Annotated in this window: 17 protein-coding genes, 1 tRNA gene and 1 pseudogene; 10 read left to right on the top strand and 9 right to left on the bottom strand. The window is 62.6% G+C overall.

Features of this window, described 5'->3' with window-relative positions; genetic code table 11:
- Positions 1-44: 44 nt before the first annotated feature.
- Entirely contained in the window at positions 45-1,760 is a 1,716-nt protein-coding gene (gene ureC, locus EN807_RS03410) for an urease subunit alpha (RefSeq protein WP_189522448.1), read from the bottom strand.
- Positions 1,761-1,935: 175 nt separating this feature from the next.
- On the opposite strand from ureC, the gene EN807_RS03415 reads away from it, so the two are divergent.
- Both EN807_RS03415 and EN807_RS03420 read left to right on the top strand, forming a co-directional pair.
- The gene (locus tag EN807_RS03415; RefSeq protein WP_127207942.1) at positions 1,936-2,319 is read left to right on the top strand and encodes a hypothetical protein; all 384 of its coding nucleotides are present in this window, start codon (positions 1,936-1,938) and stop codon (positions 2,317-2,319) included.
- A gap of 126 nt (positions 2,320-2,445) precedes the next feature.
- The gene (locus EN807_RS03420) at positions 2,446-2,940 is read left to right on the top strand and encodes a hypothetical protein (RefSeq protein WP_135933886.1); all 495 of its coding nucleotides are present in this window, start codon (positions 2,446-2,448) and stop codon (positions 2,938-2,940) included.
- 26 nt (positions 2,941-2,966) lie between these two features.
- Here the strand turns inward: EN807_RS03420 and EN807_RS03425 are convergent, their stop codons facing one another.
- Genes EN807_RS03425 through EN807_RS03445 form a run of 5 tightly spaced genes read right to left on the bottom strand, consistent with a single transcriptional unit; the run spans position 2,967 to position 5,361 of the window.
- Positions 2,967-3,272: an urease subunit beta gene (locus EN807_RS03425; RefSeq protein ID WP_127317537.1), complete on the bottom strand. Its 306-nt coding sequence runs from the start codon at positions 3,270-3,272 to the stop codon at positions 2,967-2,969.
- 8 nt (positions 3,273-3,280) lie between these two features.
- Positions 3,281-3,874 (bottom strand): HupE/UreJ family protein, encoded by a 594-nt coding sequence (locus EN807_RS03430; RefSeq protein WP_135933887.1) that lies wholly within the window; start codon positions 3,872-3,874, stop codon positions 3,281-3,283.
- A 31-nt stretch (positions 3,875-3,905) separates the two neighbouring features.
- Complete coding sequence (locus EN807_RS03435; protein ID WP_135933888.1) at positions 3,906-4,163, bottom strand: DUF1272 domain-containing protein; 258 nt, start codon at positions 4,161-4,163, stop codon at positions 3,906-3,908.
- A 24-nt stretch (positions 4,164-4,187) separates the two neighbouring features.
- Positions 4,188-4,490 (bottom strand): urease subunit gamma, encoded by a 303-nt coding sequence (locus tag EN807_RS03440; RefSeq protein ID WP_077374462.1) that lies wholly within the window; start codon positions 4,488-4,490, stop codon positions 4,188-4,190.
- Between the two features lie 28 nt (positions 4,491-4,518).
- Positions 4,519-5,361, bottom strand: coding sequence for an urease accessory protein UreD (locus EN807_RS03445; RefSeq protein ID WP_135935766.1), 843 nt, complete (start codon positions 5,359-5,361; stop codon positions 4,519-4,521).
- 202 nt (positions 5,362-5,563) lie between these two features.
- Here EN807_RS03445 and EN807_RS03450 point away from each other — a divergent pair, with 202 nt between their 5' ends.
- The 3 genes from EN807_RS03450 to EN807_RS03460 all read left to right on the top strand — a co-directional run bounded on the left by EN807_RS03450 (position 5,564) and on the right by EN807_RS03460 (position 7,826).
- Positions 5,564-5,818 carry an acyl carrier protein gene (locus EN807_RS03450; protein WP_135933889.1) on the top strand — a complete coding sequence of 85 codons (255 nt, stop codon included), beginning with the start codon at positions 5,564-5,566 and terminating at the stop codon, positions 5,816-5,818.
- A 4-nt stretch (positions 5,819-5,822) separates the two neighbouring features.
- On the top strand, positions 5,823-7,031 hold the full coding sequence (locus EN807_RS03455) for a beta-ketoacyl-[acyl-carrier-protein] synthase family protein (RefSeq protein WP_135933890.1): 1,209 nt from the start codon (positions 5,823-5,825) through the stop codon (positions 7,029-7,031).
- Positions 7,032-7,121: 90 nt separating this feature from the next.
- Positions 7,122-7,826, top strand: a complete 705-nt coding sequence (locus EN807_RS03460) for a glutathione S-transferase N-terminal domain-containing protein (protein WP_135933891.1) — start codon at positions 7,122-7,124, stop codon at positions 7,824-7,826.
- A 27-nt stretch (positions 7,827-7,853) separates the two neighbouring features.
- Here EN807_RS03460 and EN807_RS03465 read toward each other — a convergent pair whose 3' ends face one another.
- From EN807_RS03465 to EN807_RS03475, 3 genes are all read right to left on the bottom strand, one after another.
- Complete coding sequence (locus EN807_RS03465; RefSeq protein WP_348640227.1) at positions 7,854-8,228, bottom strand: hypothetical protein; 375 nt, start codon at positions 8,226-8,228, stop codon at positions 7,854-7,856.
- 86 nt (positions 8,229-8,314) lie between these two features.
- On the bottom strand, positions 8,315-8,935 hold the full coding sequence (locus tag EN807_RS03470) for a nucleoside triphosphate hydrolase (protein ID WP_135933892.1): 621 nt from the start codon (positions 8,933-8,935) through the stop codon (positions 8,315-8,317).
- A gap of 316 nt (positions 8,936-9,251) precedes the next feature.
- Entirely contained in the window at positions 9,252-10,361 is a 1,110-nt protein-coding gene (locus EN807_RS03475) for a hypothetical protein (protein WP_135933893.1), read from the bottom strand.
- A gap of 222 nt (positions 10,362-10,583) precedes the next feature.
- Between EN807_RS03475 and EN807_RS03480 the strand changes: the two genes are divergently transcribed.
- From EN807_RS03480 to EN807_RS03495, 5 genes and pseudogenes are all read left to right on the top strand, one after another.
- A complete protein-coding gene (locus EN807_RS03480) occupies positions 10,584-11,471 on the top strand; it encodes a D-alanyl-D-alanine carboxypeptidase family protein (RefSeq protein WP_189522335.1) in 888 nt (295 codons plus the stop codon).
- Positions 11,472-11,681: 210 nt separating this feature from the next.
- A tRNA-Arg gene (locus tag EN807_RS03485) sits at positions 11,682-11,758 on the top strand.
- A gap of 165 nt (positions 11,759-11,923) precedes the next feature.
- Positions 11,924-12,358, top strand: a pseudogene (locus EN807_RS36345) (type I restriction-modification system subunit M N-terminal domain-containing protein); the annotation flags it as partial.
- 93 nt (positions 12,359-12,451) lie between these two features.
- Positions 12,452-14,314, top strand: coding sequence for a class I SAM-dependent DNA methyltransferase (locus tag EN807_RS03490; protein ID WP_246684130.1), 1,863 nt, complete (start codon positions 12,452-12,454; stop codon positions 14,312-14,314).
- Positions 14,314-15,591: a restriction endonuclease subunit S gene (locus EN807_RS03495; protein ID WP_135933895.1), complete on the top strand. Its 1,278-nt coding sequence runs from the start codon at positions 14,314-14,316 to the stop codon at positions 15,589-15,591. The genes EN807_RS03490 and EN807_RS03495 overlap by 1 nt, the downstream gene beginning before the upstream one ends.
- The last annotated feature ends 3 nt before the right edge of the window (positions 15,592-15,594 follow it).

The raw sequence follows: 15,594 nt of genomic DNA on the forward strand, positions 1-15,594 counted from the left end.
AGGCCCGGTGCGGCACGTTCCACGTCAGCTATAGCGCCGATGGATCAGAACAAAAAGTACCTCTGCGCCATCGGCAGCACGGTTGCCGGTTCGCAGGTGAGCAATTCACCGTCGGCGCGGACCTCGTAGGTTTCGGGATCGACCTCGACATGCGGGGTGGCGTCGTTGAGCACCATCGAATGCTTGCCGATGCCGCCGCGGGTGTTCTCGACGGCGACCATCTGCTTGTCGACGCCGAGCCGGCCGCGAAGGCCAGCATCAAGCGCCGCCCTGGAAACGAAGGTCACCGACGAATTGGTCATCGCCTTGCCATAGGCGCCAAACATCGGCCGGTAGTGCATCGGCTGCGGTGTCGGGATCGAGGCGTTGGGATCGCCCATCGGGGCGGCGGCGATCATGCCGCCGATCAGCACCATATCCGGCTTGACGCCGAAAAAGGCAGGGTTCCACAGCACCAGGTCGGCGCGCTTGCCGACAGCCACCGAGCCGATCTCGTTCGACAGGCCGTGCGCGATGGCCGGGTTGATCGTGTATTTGGCGATGTAGCGGCGGACGCGGAAATTGTCGTTGTCGCCGGTCTCCTGCGGCAGCGGACCACGCTGGCGCTTCATCTTGTCGGCGGTCTGCCAGGTGCGGATCGCGACTTCGCCGACGCGGCCCATCGCCTGACTGTCGGACGAGATGATCGAGAAGGCGCCGAGGTCGTGCAAAATGTCTTCGGCGGCGATGGTCTCCTTGCGGATGCGGCTTTCGGCAAAGGCGATGTCTTCGGGGATCGACGGCGACAGATGATGGCAGACCATCAGCATGTCGAGATGCTCGGCCAGCGTGTTGACGGTGTAGGGCCGGGTCGGATTGGTCGAGGACGGGATGACGTTGGGCAGGCCGCAAACCTTGATGATATCGGGCGCATGGCCGCCGCCGGCGCCCTCGGTGTGGAAAGCGTGGATGGTGCGACCCTTGATCGCCGCCACCGTGTTTTCGACAAAGCCGGATTCGTTCAGCGTGTCGGTGTGGATCATCACCTGCACGTCGTAATCGTCGGCGACCGACAGGCAGCAGTCGATTGCCGCGGGCGTCGTGCCCCAGTCCTCGTGCAACTTAAGCGAGCATGCGCCGCCCAGCACCATCTCTTCAAGCGCGGCCGGCAAGGACGCGTTGCCCTTGCCCGACAGGCCGATGTTCATCGGGAAGGCGTCGAAGGACTGGATCATGCGCGCCAGATGCCACGGTCCAGGCGTGCAGGTCGTCGCCAGCGTGCCATGCGCCGGTCCGGTGCCGCCGCCGAGCATGGTGGTGATGCCTGACATCAGCGCCTCCTCGATCTGCTGCGGGCAGATGAAGTGGATATGCCCGTCGAAGCCGCCGGCGGTGAGGATCTTGCCTTCGCCGGCGATGATCTCGGTACCGGGACCAATGATGATGGTGACACCATTTTGCATGTCCGGATTGCCGGCCTTGCCGATCGCGGCGATGCGTCCGTCCTTGAGGCCGATATCGGCCTTGAAGATGCCGTCTGACGCATCGACGACCAGCGCATTGGTGATGAGAGTGTCGACCGCGCCTTGCGCGCGGGACACCTGGCTCTGGCCCATGCCGTCGCGGATGACCTTGCCGCCGCCGAATTTCACCTCTTCGCCATGAAGGGTGAAATCCTTCTCGACCTCGATGAACAGCTCGGTATCGGCAAGCCGCACCTTGTCGCCGACGGTCGGGCCGTACATCTGCGCATAGGCGGCTCGGGTGATTCTAGCCATCAGTGATTGCTCCCGAAATAAGGCCCAAAACACAGCCGGTCGAAGCCCGGCCCCACATTGTCGCCATCCTATGGTCACGCAATGACCCGCTGAGCGACACCTTCCGATCCCATTTAGCGTTTGAGGTGGCCGGGTCACCCCAAAACGACCGTTTGCCAATCGATGGAAAGGAAGATCCATGCGCAAAACGATAAGTCTCGCAGCCGCCGCCACCCTCCTGCTCGCGACCGCTGCAAGCGCCCAGCAACAGCCGGCGCCGCAACCCGGCGAGCCGCCGGCTTCGCCCGCTCCCGCGGCGCCCGGCGCTCAGCCGGAAGCGCCGGCGATTCAGACCGTGAACGTCGTCGACATTGAGGAACTGCCCAAGGAAACGCAGACAAAGGTCAACGAAGTGATCGCCAAGCGCGGCGAGGACGGCCTGCAGAAATTGCGCAGCTCGATCGACGCGACCCCCCAGGTCAAATCCGCGCTCGAAGCCAAAGGACTCACCTCGGCGCAAGTGATCGCCGCCAGCATGGACACCAATGGCGCGCTGACCTTGATCACCAAGAAAGCGAGCTGACGATACGCTGTGGCGGGCCGGCACAAGGCCGGCCTGCCGCATCGGGGAGGGAACCTTCGCAGGGCAGAATACGTTTCGACTTTTTGGCGTAGAAGCGAGTCTCGAAAGAGGCTCTGAGAGCGAGCGATGGCGATCACCACCTTCCCTGAGACCAGATGGCTGCATATGATTGCCGCTACTGCGTTTCTCGCGGCGAGCGTTCCCCAGGCCGCGCTGAATGCACAGGGTCTGGAAGCCCCGGATACGGTCAACAAGATCATCGGCTCGGAGGTCGGCCAGGAAGAGACCAACACGGCTGTGGAAGCCGGCAAAGTCACCACGGCGATCGACCGGACGCGTGAAAACATCGGTACGGTGCGCAAAACATCCAAGCTCGACAAAGTCGATATCGTGTTCCTCACCGACGCCGCGCGCACGGAAGGCGGTCTGCCGCCGGCGATAGAAAGCAAGGTCGAGCAGCATCAGGACGACATTGCGGAACTGCGCGAGGAGATCGAGGCGAACGCATTGCTGTTCAACGCAATCGACTCTCGACGCGTGCTGACCGAAGACGTTCTCGCCGTGGAATTCGATGATCCTGGAAAGGTCGTCATCTACGCGGCGGCCAAGCCGCCCAGCTGAGCCGAAACTGCTCGACGCCTTGGATCTCACAGCGCGCCCATGATCTTCTGCTGGAACCCGTAGACCTCGCGCTTGCCGCCGAGCGGCACCAAAGTGACGTCGCGCTCCTGGCCGGGCTCGAAGCGCATCGCCGTGCCGGCGGCGATGTCGAGGCGCATGCCCCGCGCCTTGTCGCGATCGAATTTCAGCCCCTCATTGGTCTCGAAGAAGTGATAGTGGCTGCCGACCTGGACCGGCCGGTCGCCGCTGTTGGCCACTTTCAAGGTGACGGTCGGCTGGCCCTTGTTGAGTTCGATCTCGCCGCCTGCCGTGATGATTTCGCCCGGGATCATCGCCAGCCTCACAAGACGCCGAAGGCGAGACCGGCACCGACGGCAGCACAGGCGCCGCCAGCGGCGCGGGCAAGGCCCGGGAATCTGATGCCGAGGCCAAGACCGGCAGCGAGGCCGGCGGCATGGAGCAGCGCGGTGGCGGCGGCAAAGCCGGCCATATAGCCGAGCCCGCCGGCGTTTTCAGGCACCTCGGTGCCATGGGCGTGACCGTGGAACAGCGCGAACAGGCCGACGATGGCGATACCGGCCGAGACCGGAAGATCGACGGCAAGGGCGACCAGCAGTCCCAGCGCCACGACCGACGCCAGTATGCCCGGTTCGACGAACGGCACCGGCACCTGCAGCATGCCGAGCGCGCCGCCTGCCAGCATGACGGTGACGAAGGCGAGCGGCCAGGCGACAACCGCCTTGCCGCCGTTGAGCGCCGCCCACAACCCGACCGCGATCATAACTGCCATGTGGTCGAGGCCAGAGAGCGGATGCATGAAGCCGGCTGACAGGGACGCGGTCGTGCCGATGCCGACATGAGCAAAGGCGGGCATTGCGGCGGCGAAAAGCAGGATCGTCGAGAGAGACGTGCGTTTGATCATTGCGGGGACCATCGATATGCCTTCCGTTGTCAGGATCGTGCCGTCACGCGGCATTGCGGGCCGGGCTACAGCCTTCGGTCTTGAGGACGCGCTTTGTCGAGGCGGGATGTTTCGTCAGCATCGCTGCCGGCCGGATCGGGCGCACTGAAAAATTGCCGCAGCAATTCGGGCAGACGCCGCCCAGCACGTTTACCGCGCAATCGGCACAGAAGGTGCACTCGAAGGTGCAGATCAGCGCATCCGTCGCCTCAGGCGGCAGGTCCTTGTCGCAGCATTCGCAGTTGGGGCGCAGTTCAAGCATTTTCTTCTCCTACCTTATCGGCCCTCACCTTATCGGCTCGTGCACGGTCACCAGCTTGGTGCCGTCGGGAAACGTCGCCTCGACCTGGACGTCGTGGATCATCTCGGCGATGCCGTCCATCACCTGTGCGCGGGTGACGACATGGGCGCCGGCCTCCATCAGCTCGGCGACCTGGCGGCCGTCGCGGGCGCCCTCGACAACGAAGTCGGTGATCAGCGCGATCGCCTCCGGGTGATTGAGCTTGACACCGCGTTCGAGCCGCTTGCGCGCCACAATCGCCGCCATGGCGATCAGCAGCTTGTCCTTTTCCCTTGGCGTCAGGTTCATGCGTATCCCAGGAGTGACATAATCAGAATCAGAGTGACCATAATTTGGGCAGACCCGCCCGTCCGTTGAGCAATTCGACGAGCGGAACCAGCCGCTTGCGGAGCTGGTAGCCGTCCTCGGCAAACAGTCTCGCAAGAAGCTTGCCAGATTTCTTCACGCTCCAGACGCTGGCATCGCCCTGTCCGGCGATGATGTCCCGGGCCGGGTCGAGCAAAGCCTCCACCCGCGGCGAGATCATCAGCACCGTCGCCAAGGCGATGGCGCCGCCGGCCACGGCGGAACGGCCCAGAATGGCGGCAATGCCGGGCCCGATGCGGAAATCCTCGGCATGAACGAGCGCTCCGTCCTGACTGACCCGCCAGCGGTCGTGGAAGCTGCCGTGCGCCGCGCGTTCGCCCATGGCGAGGCGGCCGAAGACGGTCGCCTCGAGCACCAGCGCCTCGGCACCGGCGGCAAGCTCCAGGTCGAGCGTGCGGGCAAAGGCCGATCGATCAAAGACGATGGTTTCCTGCGGCAGCCAGGCGATGCGGCCGCCGGCGCCGACCGTCAGCTTCACCCGCACCTCGGCACGATCGGATGCGGCGCGGTAAACCTTCTCGCAGGCCTGGGTGGCTATGGTGGCGGAGGCGCCGGCGCCGACATCGACCGCCCAGCCGAGGCGGTCGCCGCCGGTCAGCCCGCCGGCGGTGTTGATCAGGACGGCTTCGAGCGGATCGGCCGAGACGGCCGGCATGCGGATCTTGGCGGAACCATCCTGATAAAGCCGCCGAAGACGCGTGCGGCCGCCATCCTTGTCACACGCAAGGCGCGCCGTTCCGGCGACGCGCTGGGCCGGCGGGACAAAGGTCAGGCCACGTTCGATCATATCCATGGTGCCAAGGTTAAGCACTCCGCCGGCTTTGTCGACATATAGCTTGTTGCTTGACAACGTTTCGGTTTCCATAGAGGAGCCGTCTTGGTACGGTCACACAGCGCCTGGCTGGATAAAAGGCGACGGTGACGATTTGAGCCTGGGGAAAAAGAGGCGCTGATCAGTTGGCGTCGAGAAACGACGAGGTTGGGGAAGGAACCGAATGGCTGACCAGCTGGCAACGGAAATCATCGCGAAGATCAAAGCTCATGCCGAGCCCGGTGGTGATGAAATCACCACCAGTACCGAACTGACCTCACTTGGCATTCATTCGCTGGAACTGACGGAGATCATCTTCGACCTCGAGGAACAGTATGGCATCGAGATCGAGATGAACACGGTCGATGCCTGGAGCAACCTGAAGAACGTCGGCGACATGGTCGAGGCGGTTCGCGCGCTGATCGCGAAAAAAGCCTGACTGAATGCACAAGCGCGTCGTCATTACCGGCATCGGCGGCCTGTGCGGGCTCGGCACCAATGTGCCTGCGATCTGGGGCGAGATGCGCTCCGGCCGCTCGGCCATCGGCCCGATCGTCAATTCGGAGCTGCATGACCTGAAGATCAGGGTCGGCTGCGAAATCAGGACGCTTCCCGATCACGGCATCGACCGCAAGCAGGTCGTCTCGATGGACCGCTTCAGCCTTTTGGCGACGATCGCCGCGCGGGAGGCCGCGCAACAAGCCGGGCTGAACCCGCACGCAGCCAACACCTACCGGATGGGCGCCATCGTCGGCGTCGGCGTCTGCGGCTGGGAGGCGATCGAAGAGAGCTATCGCGCCATCCTGCTCGAAGGCAAGAACCGCGCCGGCATCTTCACCGTGCCGAAAGTGATGCCGGGCGCTGCGGCCGGCCATGTCAGCATGAATCTCGGCATGCGCGGGCCGGTCTTCGGCATCACCTCGGCCTGCTCCTCGTCCAACCACGCCATTGCCTCGGCGGTCGACCAGATCAGGCTCGGCCGCGCAGATGTCATGCTCGCCGGCGGTACCGATGCGCCGCTGGTCTGGGGCATCCTGAAAGGCTGGGAGGCGCTGAGGGTGCTGGCGCCCGACACCTGCCGGCCGTTTTCGGCCGATCGCCAGGGCCTGGTGCTCGGCGAAGGCGCCGGCATGGTTGTGCTGGAAACCTACGAGCATGCCATGGCGCGCGGCGCCACGATTCTCGCCGAAATTGCCGGCGCCGGCCTTTCCGGCGATGCCTCCGACATCGTCGCGCCGACCATCGAAGGGCCGGAGGCGGCGATGCGCTTCTGCCTCGTCGATGCCAGGCTCAACCCGGAAGACATCGACTATATCAATGCGCATGGCACCGGTACCAAGGCCAATGACCAGATCGAGACGGCGGCGATCAAGCGCGTCTTCGGCGACCATGCCTCCAGGCTTTCGATCTCCTCGACCAAATCGATGCACGCCCACTGCCTCGGCGCGTCGGGCGCGCTGGAGCTGATCGCCTGCGTGATGGCGATCCGCGAAGGCATCGTGCCGCCAACGGCCAATTTTCGCGAAACCGACGCCGATTGCGATCTCGACATCACGCCGAATGTGGCGCGCGAGCGCAAGGTGCGCGCGGCGATCAGCAACGGCTTCGCCTTCGGCGGCACCAATGCGGTGCTGGCGTTCAAGGCGGTCTGACCGCAACCGGATCATCCAGATACGGCGAGACTTCTTGCCACTCGCCGCGACCGCGCGCTTGCGCGCGAAAAATCCCGCCCAGGAGTTTCGATGACCGACCTGTCCGCCTTTCCGATCGCCACGCGCTGGCCGGCCAGCCATCCCGACCGCATCCAGCTCTATTCGTTCCCGACGCCGAACGGGGTGAAGGTGTCGATCGCGCTGGAGGAACTCGGCCTGCCATACGAGGCGCATGCGGTGAACATCGGCAAAAACGAAAGCTGGACGCCGGAATTCCTGTCGCTGAACCCCAACGGCAAGATCCCGGCGATGATCGATCCGGACGGCCCGGGCGGCAAGCCGATCGGGCTGTTCGAATCCGGCGCCATCCTGCTCTATCTCACCGACAAGAGCGGCAGGCTGATCCCGGCCGACCCGGCGCGGCGTTACGAAACGATCCAGTGGGTGTTCTTCCAGATGGCTTCGATCGGGCCGATGTTCGGGCAGGTCGGCTTCTTCCACAAATTCGCCGGACGCGAAATCACCGACAAGCGGCCGCTGGTGCGCTATCGCGACGAATCGCGGCGGCTGATCGGTGTGCTCGAAACAAGGCTGAAGGGCCGCAGCTGGATCATGGACGACGATTACACCATCGCCGATATCTCGATGCTGGGCTGGGTGCGCAATCTGATCGGTTTTTACGAGGCAAGGGAACTTGTCGGCTTCGACGACTTTCGCAGTGTCGCAGCTTGGCTGGAGCGCGGCCTTGCCCGGCCGGCAGTGCAAAGGGGTCTTAGTATCCCCGCCCGGGGTTAGCTCAATCGGCCGCAGAATCGGCTAGGCCTATTTCGCCTTGGTTTTGGGTTTTGAGCCGCCCCTGCCCATGACGGAAGCGGCAAGGGATGCAGCGCTCCTGGCGGTGGCGACGACCGCACCGGCTGCGACATTGGCCGTCGTTTTGACCGTGCGCATTGCGCTGTCCGCCATCGAGCCGCCGCTTGCCGATTTCCTGGGCTTGGCAGGTTTTGCCGTGGTCTTGGCTGCGGTCGGTGTCACTTTCTTCGGTGCTGCCTTGCCAAAACTGGGCTTTGCCGCATCCTTGGAGCGGGCGGCGACCCCCGGGCCGGCGCCCGTCTTCGATTCAGTGGCCTTTGATCGGGTTGCCCTGCCCTTGCCGGGCGCAGGCTTTCTTGCCTTGGTTGCCATCGGAGTTGCCATGGGACAGTTTTCCTCATGTCAGCATCATTGCCGTATCTGACATAACGGGCGGAAAGTCCTAAGGTTCCGGCGGGCCGTCCTGCGCATCAGGATTGCTCGCCGATCTCCAGATCGGCGGGGCGGCGGCGGGCAAGCACGCGGTCGATATTAGGCATGTCGTTGAAGGCGATCCAGGCGCGGGCGTCTTCGTCGGAGCGGCCATGCTCATGCCATCGCTCGAGCAGCCGGCGCTCGAGCTCGGCGCGCGGCACATCGACGAAGATCGAGAAATCGAACAGCGGCGCCAGTCGCGACCATGGTTCTTCGTCAAGCAAGAGATAGTTGCCTTCGACCAGGATGAACTTGGTGTCGGCGGCGATGATCGAAGCGGCGGCGCGAGACAGCTCCATGCTGCGGTCGAACACCGGAATGGCGATGTCGGGCTCGGCCGCGCGGATGCGCTTCAGCAAGGTTTCGAAACCGGCAAAGTCAAAGGTCTCCGGAGCGCCCTTTCGCGCGCGCAGGCCGCGCTGCTCGAGCACGATATCGTCGTAATGGAACCCGTCCATGGGCACGATTTCGGCCGCGCCTTCCGGCAGCAGTTCATGCAGGCGGGCCGACAGCGTCGACTTGCCGGCGCCCGGAGGACCGGCGATGGCAACGACAAAACGCTGCGCCTTGCCGGCGCGCTTGAAGATGGTGGCGGCGAGATGAGCAATCTCGGACATGAATGATTCCGCAGGTGAGTTCCAGCAGCATTCTGGCGACAGTTCGCGGAAATTTCAAACGCGGACTGGCCGTCCGTTTGCAAATCGCAGTTTTGAGATTGGCCGAGACGATCCTTCCTTCGTCATCCTGGGGCGGAGCAAGGAGCGAAGCGACGCGGCGCAGACCCCTGGATCCATGCCGTGACATCAGGGCGCCGCAGCGGTGCAGAATTCTGTTCCGCCGCATTCCTCGGCTGATGTCACGGCATGGATCCCAGGGTCTCCGCGACGTCGCTTCGCTCCTGCTCCGCCCTGGGATGACGAAGGTGGCGAGCGCTCAAGCTGGAACCGACCTGCCAATCCGCAGGAAATCGCCGTCGAACGGTACGTCCCGCATCGAACCGTCGGCAGCTGCAATGCGCATCCGCCCCTGCGCGGTGGCGATGACGCGCGGCGGCTCGCCGCCGGCTTGTTGGGGCAAGGCGCCGATGACGTGGCGGAACGAGACGCTGCGGCCTTCGCCAAGAGCAAAGGCGGTTGCCACCCCCTCCCGCTTCAGCCAGTTATCACCCAGCGACGCGGCATGGCCGAGCGCCGTGCGGCCGTCCTCGATGCCGAGCACGCCGCGATGGCGGCCGCTCCACGGCGCGTAATCGCGCCCGCCATTGCTGATCCACAGCATGGTGACCGGCAGTTCGGCCGGGTTCTTCAGCACCACAACGAGATCGGCTTCCGCTTTTCGTGCCAGTGCGGTCCAGCCCGGCCCGCCATGGTCGGCCTCGACCAGCGTGACAAAATCCTCTCGGCTCTGGTCGATGCGATAGTCGGTCAGGTCGAGCGTGCCGCCAACGGCGGCGGGAAAACGCGTCAGGTCTGCAGCGCGGGCCGGATAGGCGAGCCGAAAACGGCCGCGGGCCGGGTCAGGCTCGAGCGGGTCGTCCGGCGTTGCCGCAAATCGCTTCGGCGAAAAAGCGAGCCTGCCGCCGTCCTTCATCACCGTCATCGGATGATGCGCGACGGAAATCGCGCCCGAACCACCGGAAAAGACATGTTCCTGATAGAGAAAGGGATGATCGTCGCGCAGGGTCAGGATCTTGTCGACCGTCGCGCCCATGACCAAGTGCCGCAGCCTGAAGACCGCGCGCCAGCCGTCGGCAGTCGCCTCGGAGGCGACGACATCCCAGGGGCTGTTGGCCGGCCAGCCATGCAGGGGTGCTTCCTCGACATCGCTGCGCGAAAACGGCGCGCAGAGAAAATCGCCGGACAGGCGAAGAGTGCCGGCGGGCAGGTCTTGCGGCAGCGTCTCGCGCGGCTCGTCGATCCAGGGCGCGCGATGCAGCGGTTTTAGCCGACGCCCGTCGATATCGACCGTCATGTCGGCGAGATGGCCGACGGTGAGATCGACCGTTACCGAAATGCCCTTTGCCTTGATCGTGAGCGTATCCATGGCGCACCTGCTGATTCTGCCGGCGCCAGCAAACCCGCTCGGTGCCGGTTGCGCAAGCGCAGTCCCTGGTATTTCGGTGCAGAGACCAGCGCAGCGCAGGCTCCGTCCTGGCATCTGTGGACAGGTGATAATCCTGGGCAACACCAGTGTTAACCAAATAGACGGCGCCATTGGGTTAGGCTAGTTTCCCAGTCGTTTCAGCAACAGCTTACCTTCAGAACAGTGTCCAAACCGCGCCTCTTTCCGTTCATCTCAAGATTTGTCGCGGCGTTTGCGCTGCTGGTGCTCGTCGCCGGCTGCGCGACGACGCCGACTGAAACGATGCTGGCGGTGCCGGCGCCGGCGCAGAAATATGCAGCTGTTGTCATCGACGGCAGCAGCGGCAAGACGCTGTTCGAGGCCAATTCGACGGCGCCGCGCTATCCGGCGTCGCTGACCAAGATGATGACGCTCTACCTGCTGTTCGAGGCGCTGGATCAGGGCCGCGTCAGCAAGACGACGCTGATCCCGGTCTCGGACAACGCCGCCAGGCAGCCGCCGACCAAGCTGCGCTTCAGGCGCGGCGAGACGATCGATGTCGAATCGGCGATCCGGGCGATCACCGTCAAATCGGCCAATGACGTGGCGGTCGCCGTCGCCGAATATCTCGGCGGCAGCGAACAGGCGTTCGCCGCAATGATGACGGCCAAAGCGCGCCAGATCGGCATGCGCAGCACCGTCTTCCGCAACGCGTCGGGCCTGCCGGACGCCGGCCAACTGACGACGGCGCGCGACATGGCGGTGCTCGGCACGGCGCTGCGCGCCCGCCTCCCGCAGCATTTCCACTATTTCTCCGAAAGCGACTTCATGTTCCGGGGCAGGCTGGTGCGCGGCCACAACGACATGCTCGGCCGCGTACGCGGCGTCAACGGCATCAAGACAGGCTATATCAGGGCCTCAGGCTTCAACATCGTCACCTCCTACGATGCCGACGGCCGCCGGCTCATCCTCGTGGTGATGGGCGCCGACAGCGCGCGCCAGCGCAACGACCACGTCGAGGCGCTGATCCAGCGCAACCTGTCACCGACGTCGAACACGACGACGCGGTTGCTGTATGCCGGGGAGCAGTGAGGGGTGGACGAAAATGCCAGGGCATTTCGAATGATGCACGCCCTGAGCCGACGAACCGCGCAGCGACCGAATGCGGCGCGAACCGATAGCCCAGAGCGCCGGGACAACTTTACGGCGCCTTGCCCGTTGAAGCCTGCGCCTGCTTCCGCTAAGAAGCCGTGGCTGGCCGGTTCACCGGCTGGTTCGTTTTCCGGATCGCCGGTCCTGAAGGCACCCGTAGCTCAGCTGGATAGAGCGCTGCCCTCCGAAGGCAGAGGTCACAGGTTCGAATCCTGTCGGGTGCGCCAGTTCTGCCACATTCCACCACGCCAACACCGAAAATTGCGCCAATCGCCGCCGGAACTACGCCCGTGCGAAGAGCTGGGAATAGCCCGAAGGCGAAAAAGCCTAGTAACGGCGGTGATCGGCGGTGAAAAAGTCCGAATCGCTCACGGTCGAATGACGTATTTGATATGAACCAAGCTGCACATAACAAGCTAGTCTCCTTTATCTGGTCGATCGCAGACGACTGCCTCCGCGATGTCTACGTCCGCGGCAAGTACCGTGACGTCATTCTGCCGATGGTCGTTCTGCGCCGCCTCGATACGCTCTTGGAGCCCACGAAAAAGACCGTCCTGGAGGAGGTGCGCTTCCAGCGCGAAGAGATGAAGGCGACCGAACTAGACGATGCCCCTCTGACGGCAGCCTCGGGTTACGTGTTCTACAACACCAGCAAGTGGACGCTGAAGCAGCTCTATGCCACAGCCACCAACAACCAGCAGATCCTGCTGGCCAACGTGGAAGAATATCTCGGTGGGTTCAGCGAAAACGTCAGAGAGATCATCGGTCGCTTCAAGCTGCTTGAGCAGATGCGGCATATGGCCAACAAGCAGGTGCTGCTCGACGTCCTCGAAAAATTCATCTCGCCCTACATCAACCTGACTCCCGAGAACGTCGAAGATCCTGACGGGAACATGATGCCGGGTCTGTCGAACCTCGGCATGGGCTATGTGTTCGAAGAGCTGATCCGCAAGTTCAACGAAGAGAACAACGAAGAAGCCGGGGAGCATTTCACCCCGCGCGAGGTCATCCACCTGATGACTCATCTCATCTTCGACCCGATCAGCGGCCAGCTACCGCCGGTCATGACCATCTATGATCCAGCCTGCGGCAGCGGCGGGATGCTCACTGAAGCGCAGAACTACATCAAGGATCTCGAAGGACCCATCGCCGCCACGGGCGATGTCTACCTGTATGGCAAGGAAATCAACGACGAGACCTACGCCATCTGCAAATCTGACATGATGATCAAGGGCAACAACCCGGAGAACATCAAGGTTGGCTCCACCCTGGCCACCGACGAATTCTCGAACCATCGCTTCGACTTCATGCTCTCGAACCCGCCTTACGGCAAAAGTTGGAAGAGCGACCTGAAGTACATCAAAGACGGCAACGACGTCGTAGACCCCCGCTTCCAGGTCGAACTGACCGATTACTGGGGCAAGGCGGAAACTGTAGATGCCACTCCGCGCTCCAGCGACGGGCAGCTTCTTTTCCTGATGGAGATGGTGGGCAAAATGAAGCCCATCGCCAACAGCCCCATTGGCTCACGCATCGCCTTGGTCCACAACGGGTCCAGCCTGTTCACCGGCGACGCGGGCAGTGGCGAATCCAACATCCGTCGCTACATCATCGAGAACGACATGCTGGACACCATTATCCAGCTGCCGAACAACCTGTTCTACAATACAGGCATCACCACCTACATCTGGCTTCTGACCAATGCCAAGCCCGAAGCGCGGCGGGGCAAGGTGCAGCTGATCGACGCCAATCTGATGTTCCGCAAGCTTCGCAAGAACCTCGGCGACAAGAACTGCGAGTTCTCGCCCAAGGACATAGAAGACATCACCGCCGCCTACCTCGCCTTCCAGCCCGTCGAACGCGAACTCGATGCCAACGGCAATCCGAACGGCATCGCGGTACAGATCTTCGACAACACCGATTTTGGCTATCACAAGGTCAGCATCGAACGCCCCGACCGCCGTCGAGCCCAGTTCAGCGCCGAGCGGCTGGACCCCCTGCGCTTCGACAAATCCCTGCGTGAACCGATGGAGCATCTGTGGGCCGAGCATGGCGATAGGGTCTATGAGCCCGGCATCCTGAAATCGCAGGCCAAGGCGATCCAGGCCTGGTGCGAGGAACAGGAGATTGCGCTGAATGCCAAGCAACGCGCAAAGCTGGTCGATATCGGCCTCTGGCAGCGCCAGCGTGAGTTGATCGGGGTCGGCCACCAGCTGTTGCAGGTGGTCGGCACCGAGGAAACCGCCGATTTCAACGCCTTCCGCGACCGGGTGGGCAAGATCCTCAAGACCCGCAAGATCAAGCTGTCGGCGACCGAGAAGAACGCGATCCTGAACGCGGTCAGCTGGTATGCCGACGATGCAGAAAAGGTGATCGACAGAAACCAGCGCTTCACCAAAGTCGAGCTCGAAGCCATGGCCGCGCGGCTGGGCTGCCACATCAACGAACTGGGCGACTTCGGCCTTTATACCCAGCCCGACGGCAGCTACCTGACCTATGAATCCAGCACCGACCTGCGCGACAGCGAAGCGGTGCCGCTGAAGGACAGTATCCACCGCTATTTCAAGGCCGAGGTGCAGCCGCATGTGGCCGAGGCTTGGATCAACCTCGACACAGTCAAGATCGGCTACGAGATCAGCTTCAACAAGTATTTCTATCGCCACAAACCGCTGCGCACCCTTGATGCCGTCACGCAGGACATTCTGGCACTGGAGCAAAAGGCCGACGGCCTGATCGCCGATATCCTGAGGGTAAAGCCTGCTGACCTGTCGGAGACTGTGTGATGAACATCGCGACACAAGTCCACCTTGAGGCGTCTCGACCTAGCGGGGCAGACTGGCTTGGGAACCTCCCGAGCACTTGGGCGGTCAAGAAGATGAAGTACCTGTTTCGCGACCACTCCCAAAAAGGCAAGCAAGACGCCGAGTTGCTTTCAGTTACCCAAAACCAAGGCGTTGTTCCTAGAAGCTGGGTTGAGAACCGGATGGTGATGCCATCTGGCAATCTTGAGAGCTTCAAGTTCATCGAGAAGGGCGACTTCGCCATCAGCCTTCGCTCTTTCGAAGGCGGGCTCGAATACTGCCATCACGACGGGATAATTTCTCCTGCATACACGGTCTTGAAGACATGGCATCCGGAACTTAAGCCCGGGTTCTACCGGCACCTTTTCAAAAGCGGAGTGTTTATCTCGGAGCTCCAGACTTCGATCGTTGGCATCAGAGAGGGAAAGAACATCAGCTTTGCGGAACTCTCGCATTCGCTGATGCCAATTCCACCCGTCTCCGAACAACGCGCCATTGCAGCGTTCCTAGATGAGAAATGCGCCAAGGTGGACGAGGCGGTGCGGATCAAGGAAGAGCAGATCGCGCTTCTGCGCGAGCGGCGGCAGATCCTGATCCAGCAGGCCGTCACCCGAGGCCTGAACCCCGATGCCCCCATGAAGGACAGCGGCATCGACTGGATCGGCCAAATCCCCGCACATTGGGAGGTGGTCAGGTTCAAATACCTTTTCATGCAAAGCAGGTTGCCGGTTCGAAAAGACGATGGCGTTGTGACTTCATATCGGGACGGTCAAGTAACACTGCGGGCCAACCGGCGCATGGATGGCTACACAGAAGCCATTCTGGAAGGCGGCTACCAAGGAATCAGGGTCGGTCAATTGGTTCTGAATTCGATGGATGCCTTCGAGGGCGCGATTGGTGTCTCTGACTCGGACGGAAAATGCACCCCTGAGTATGTTATCTGCGACCCGGTAGATGACAAAATCAATCAGTATTACTTCGCCTATCTTCTCCGCGAGATGGCCTTGGCAGACTACATCGAGGTGATTTGCAACGCGGTCCGCCAAAGGGCTGTGCGGATTCGGTTCAACAACTTGGCGACACGCTTCATGGTTCTACCGCCACCGGCGGAACAGACAGAGATTGTCGCGTTCGTCGAACGTGAAAAATCAAGAATTGCCGACGCCGTCGTCATCAAGCAAGACCAGATCGCAGCGCTCAGGGAATACAAGACCAGCCTGATCAACGCGGCGGTCACGGGCAAGATCAAGGTGGCGTAAGGG

Source organism: Mesorhizobium sp. M5C.F.Ca.ET.164.01.1.1 (assembly GCF_004792125.1).
Classification (GTDB): Bacteria; Pseudomonadota; Alphaproteobacteria; order Rhizobiales; family Rhizobiaceae; genus Mesorhizobium; species Mesorhizobium wenxiniae.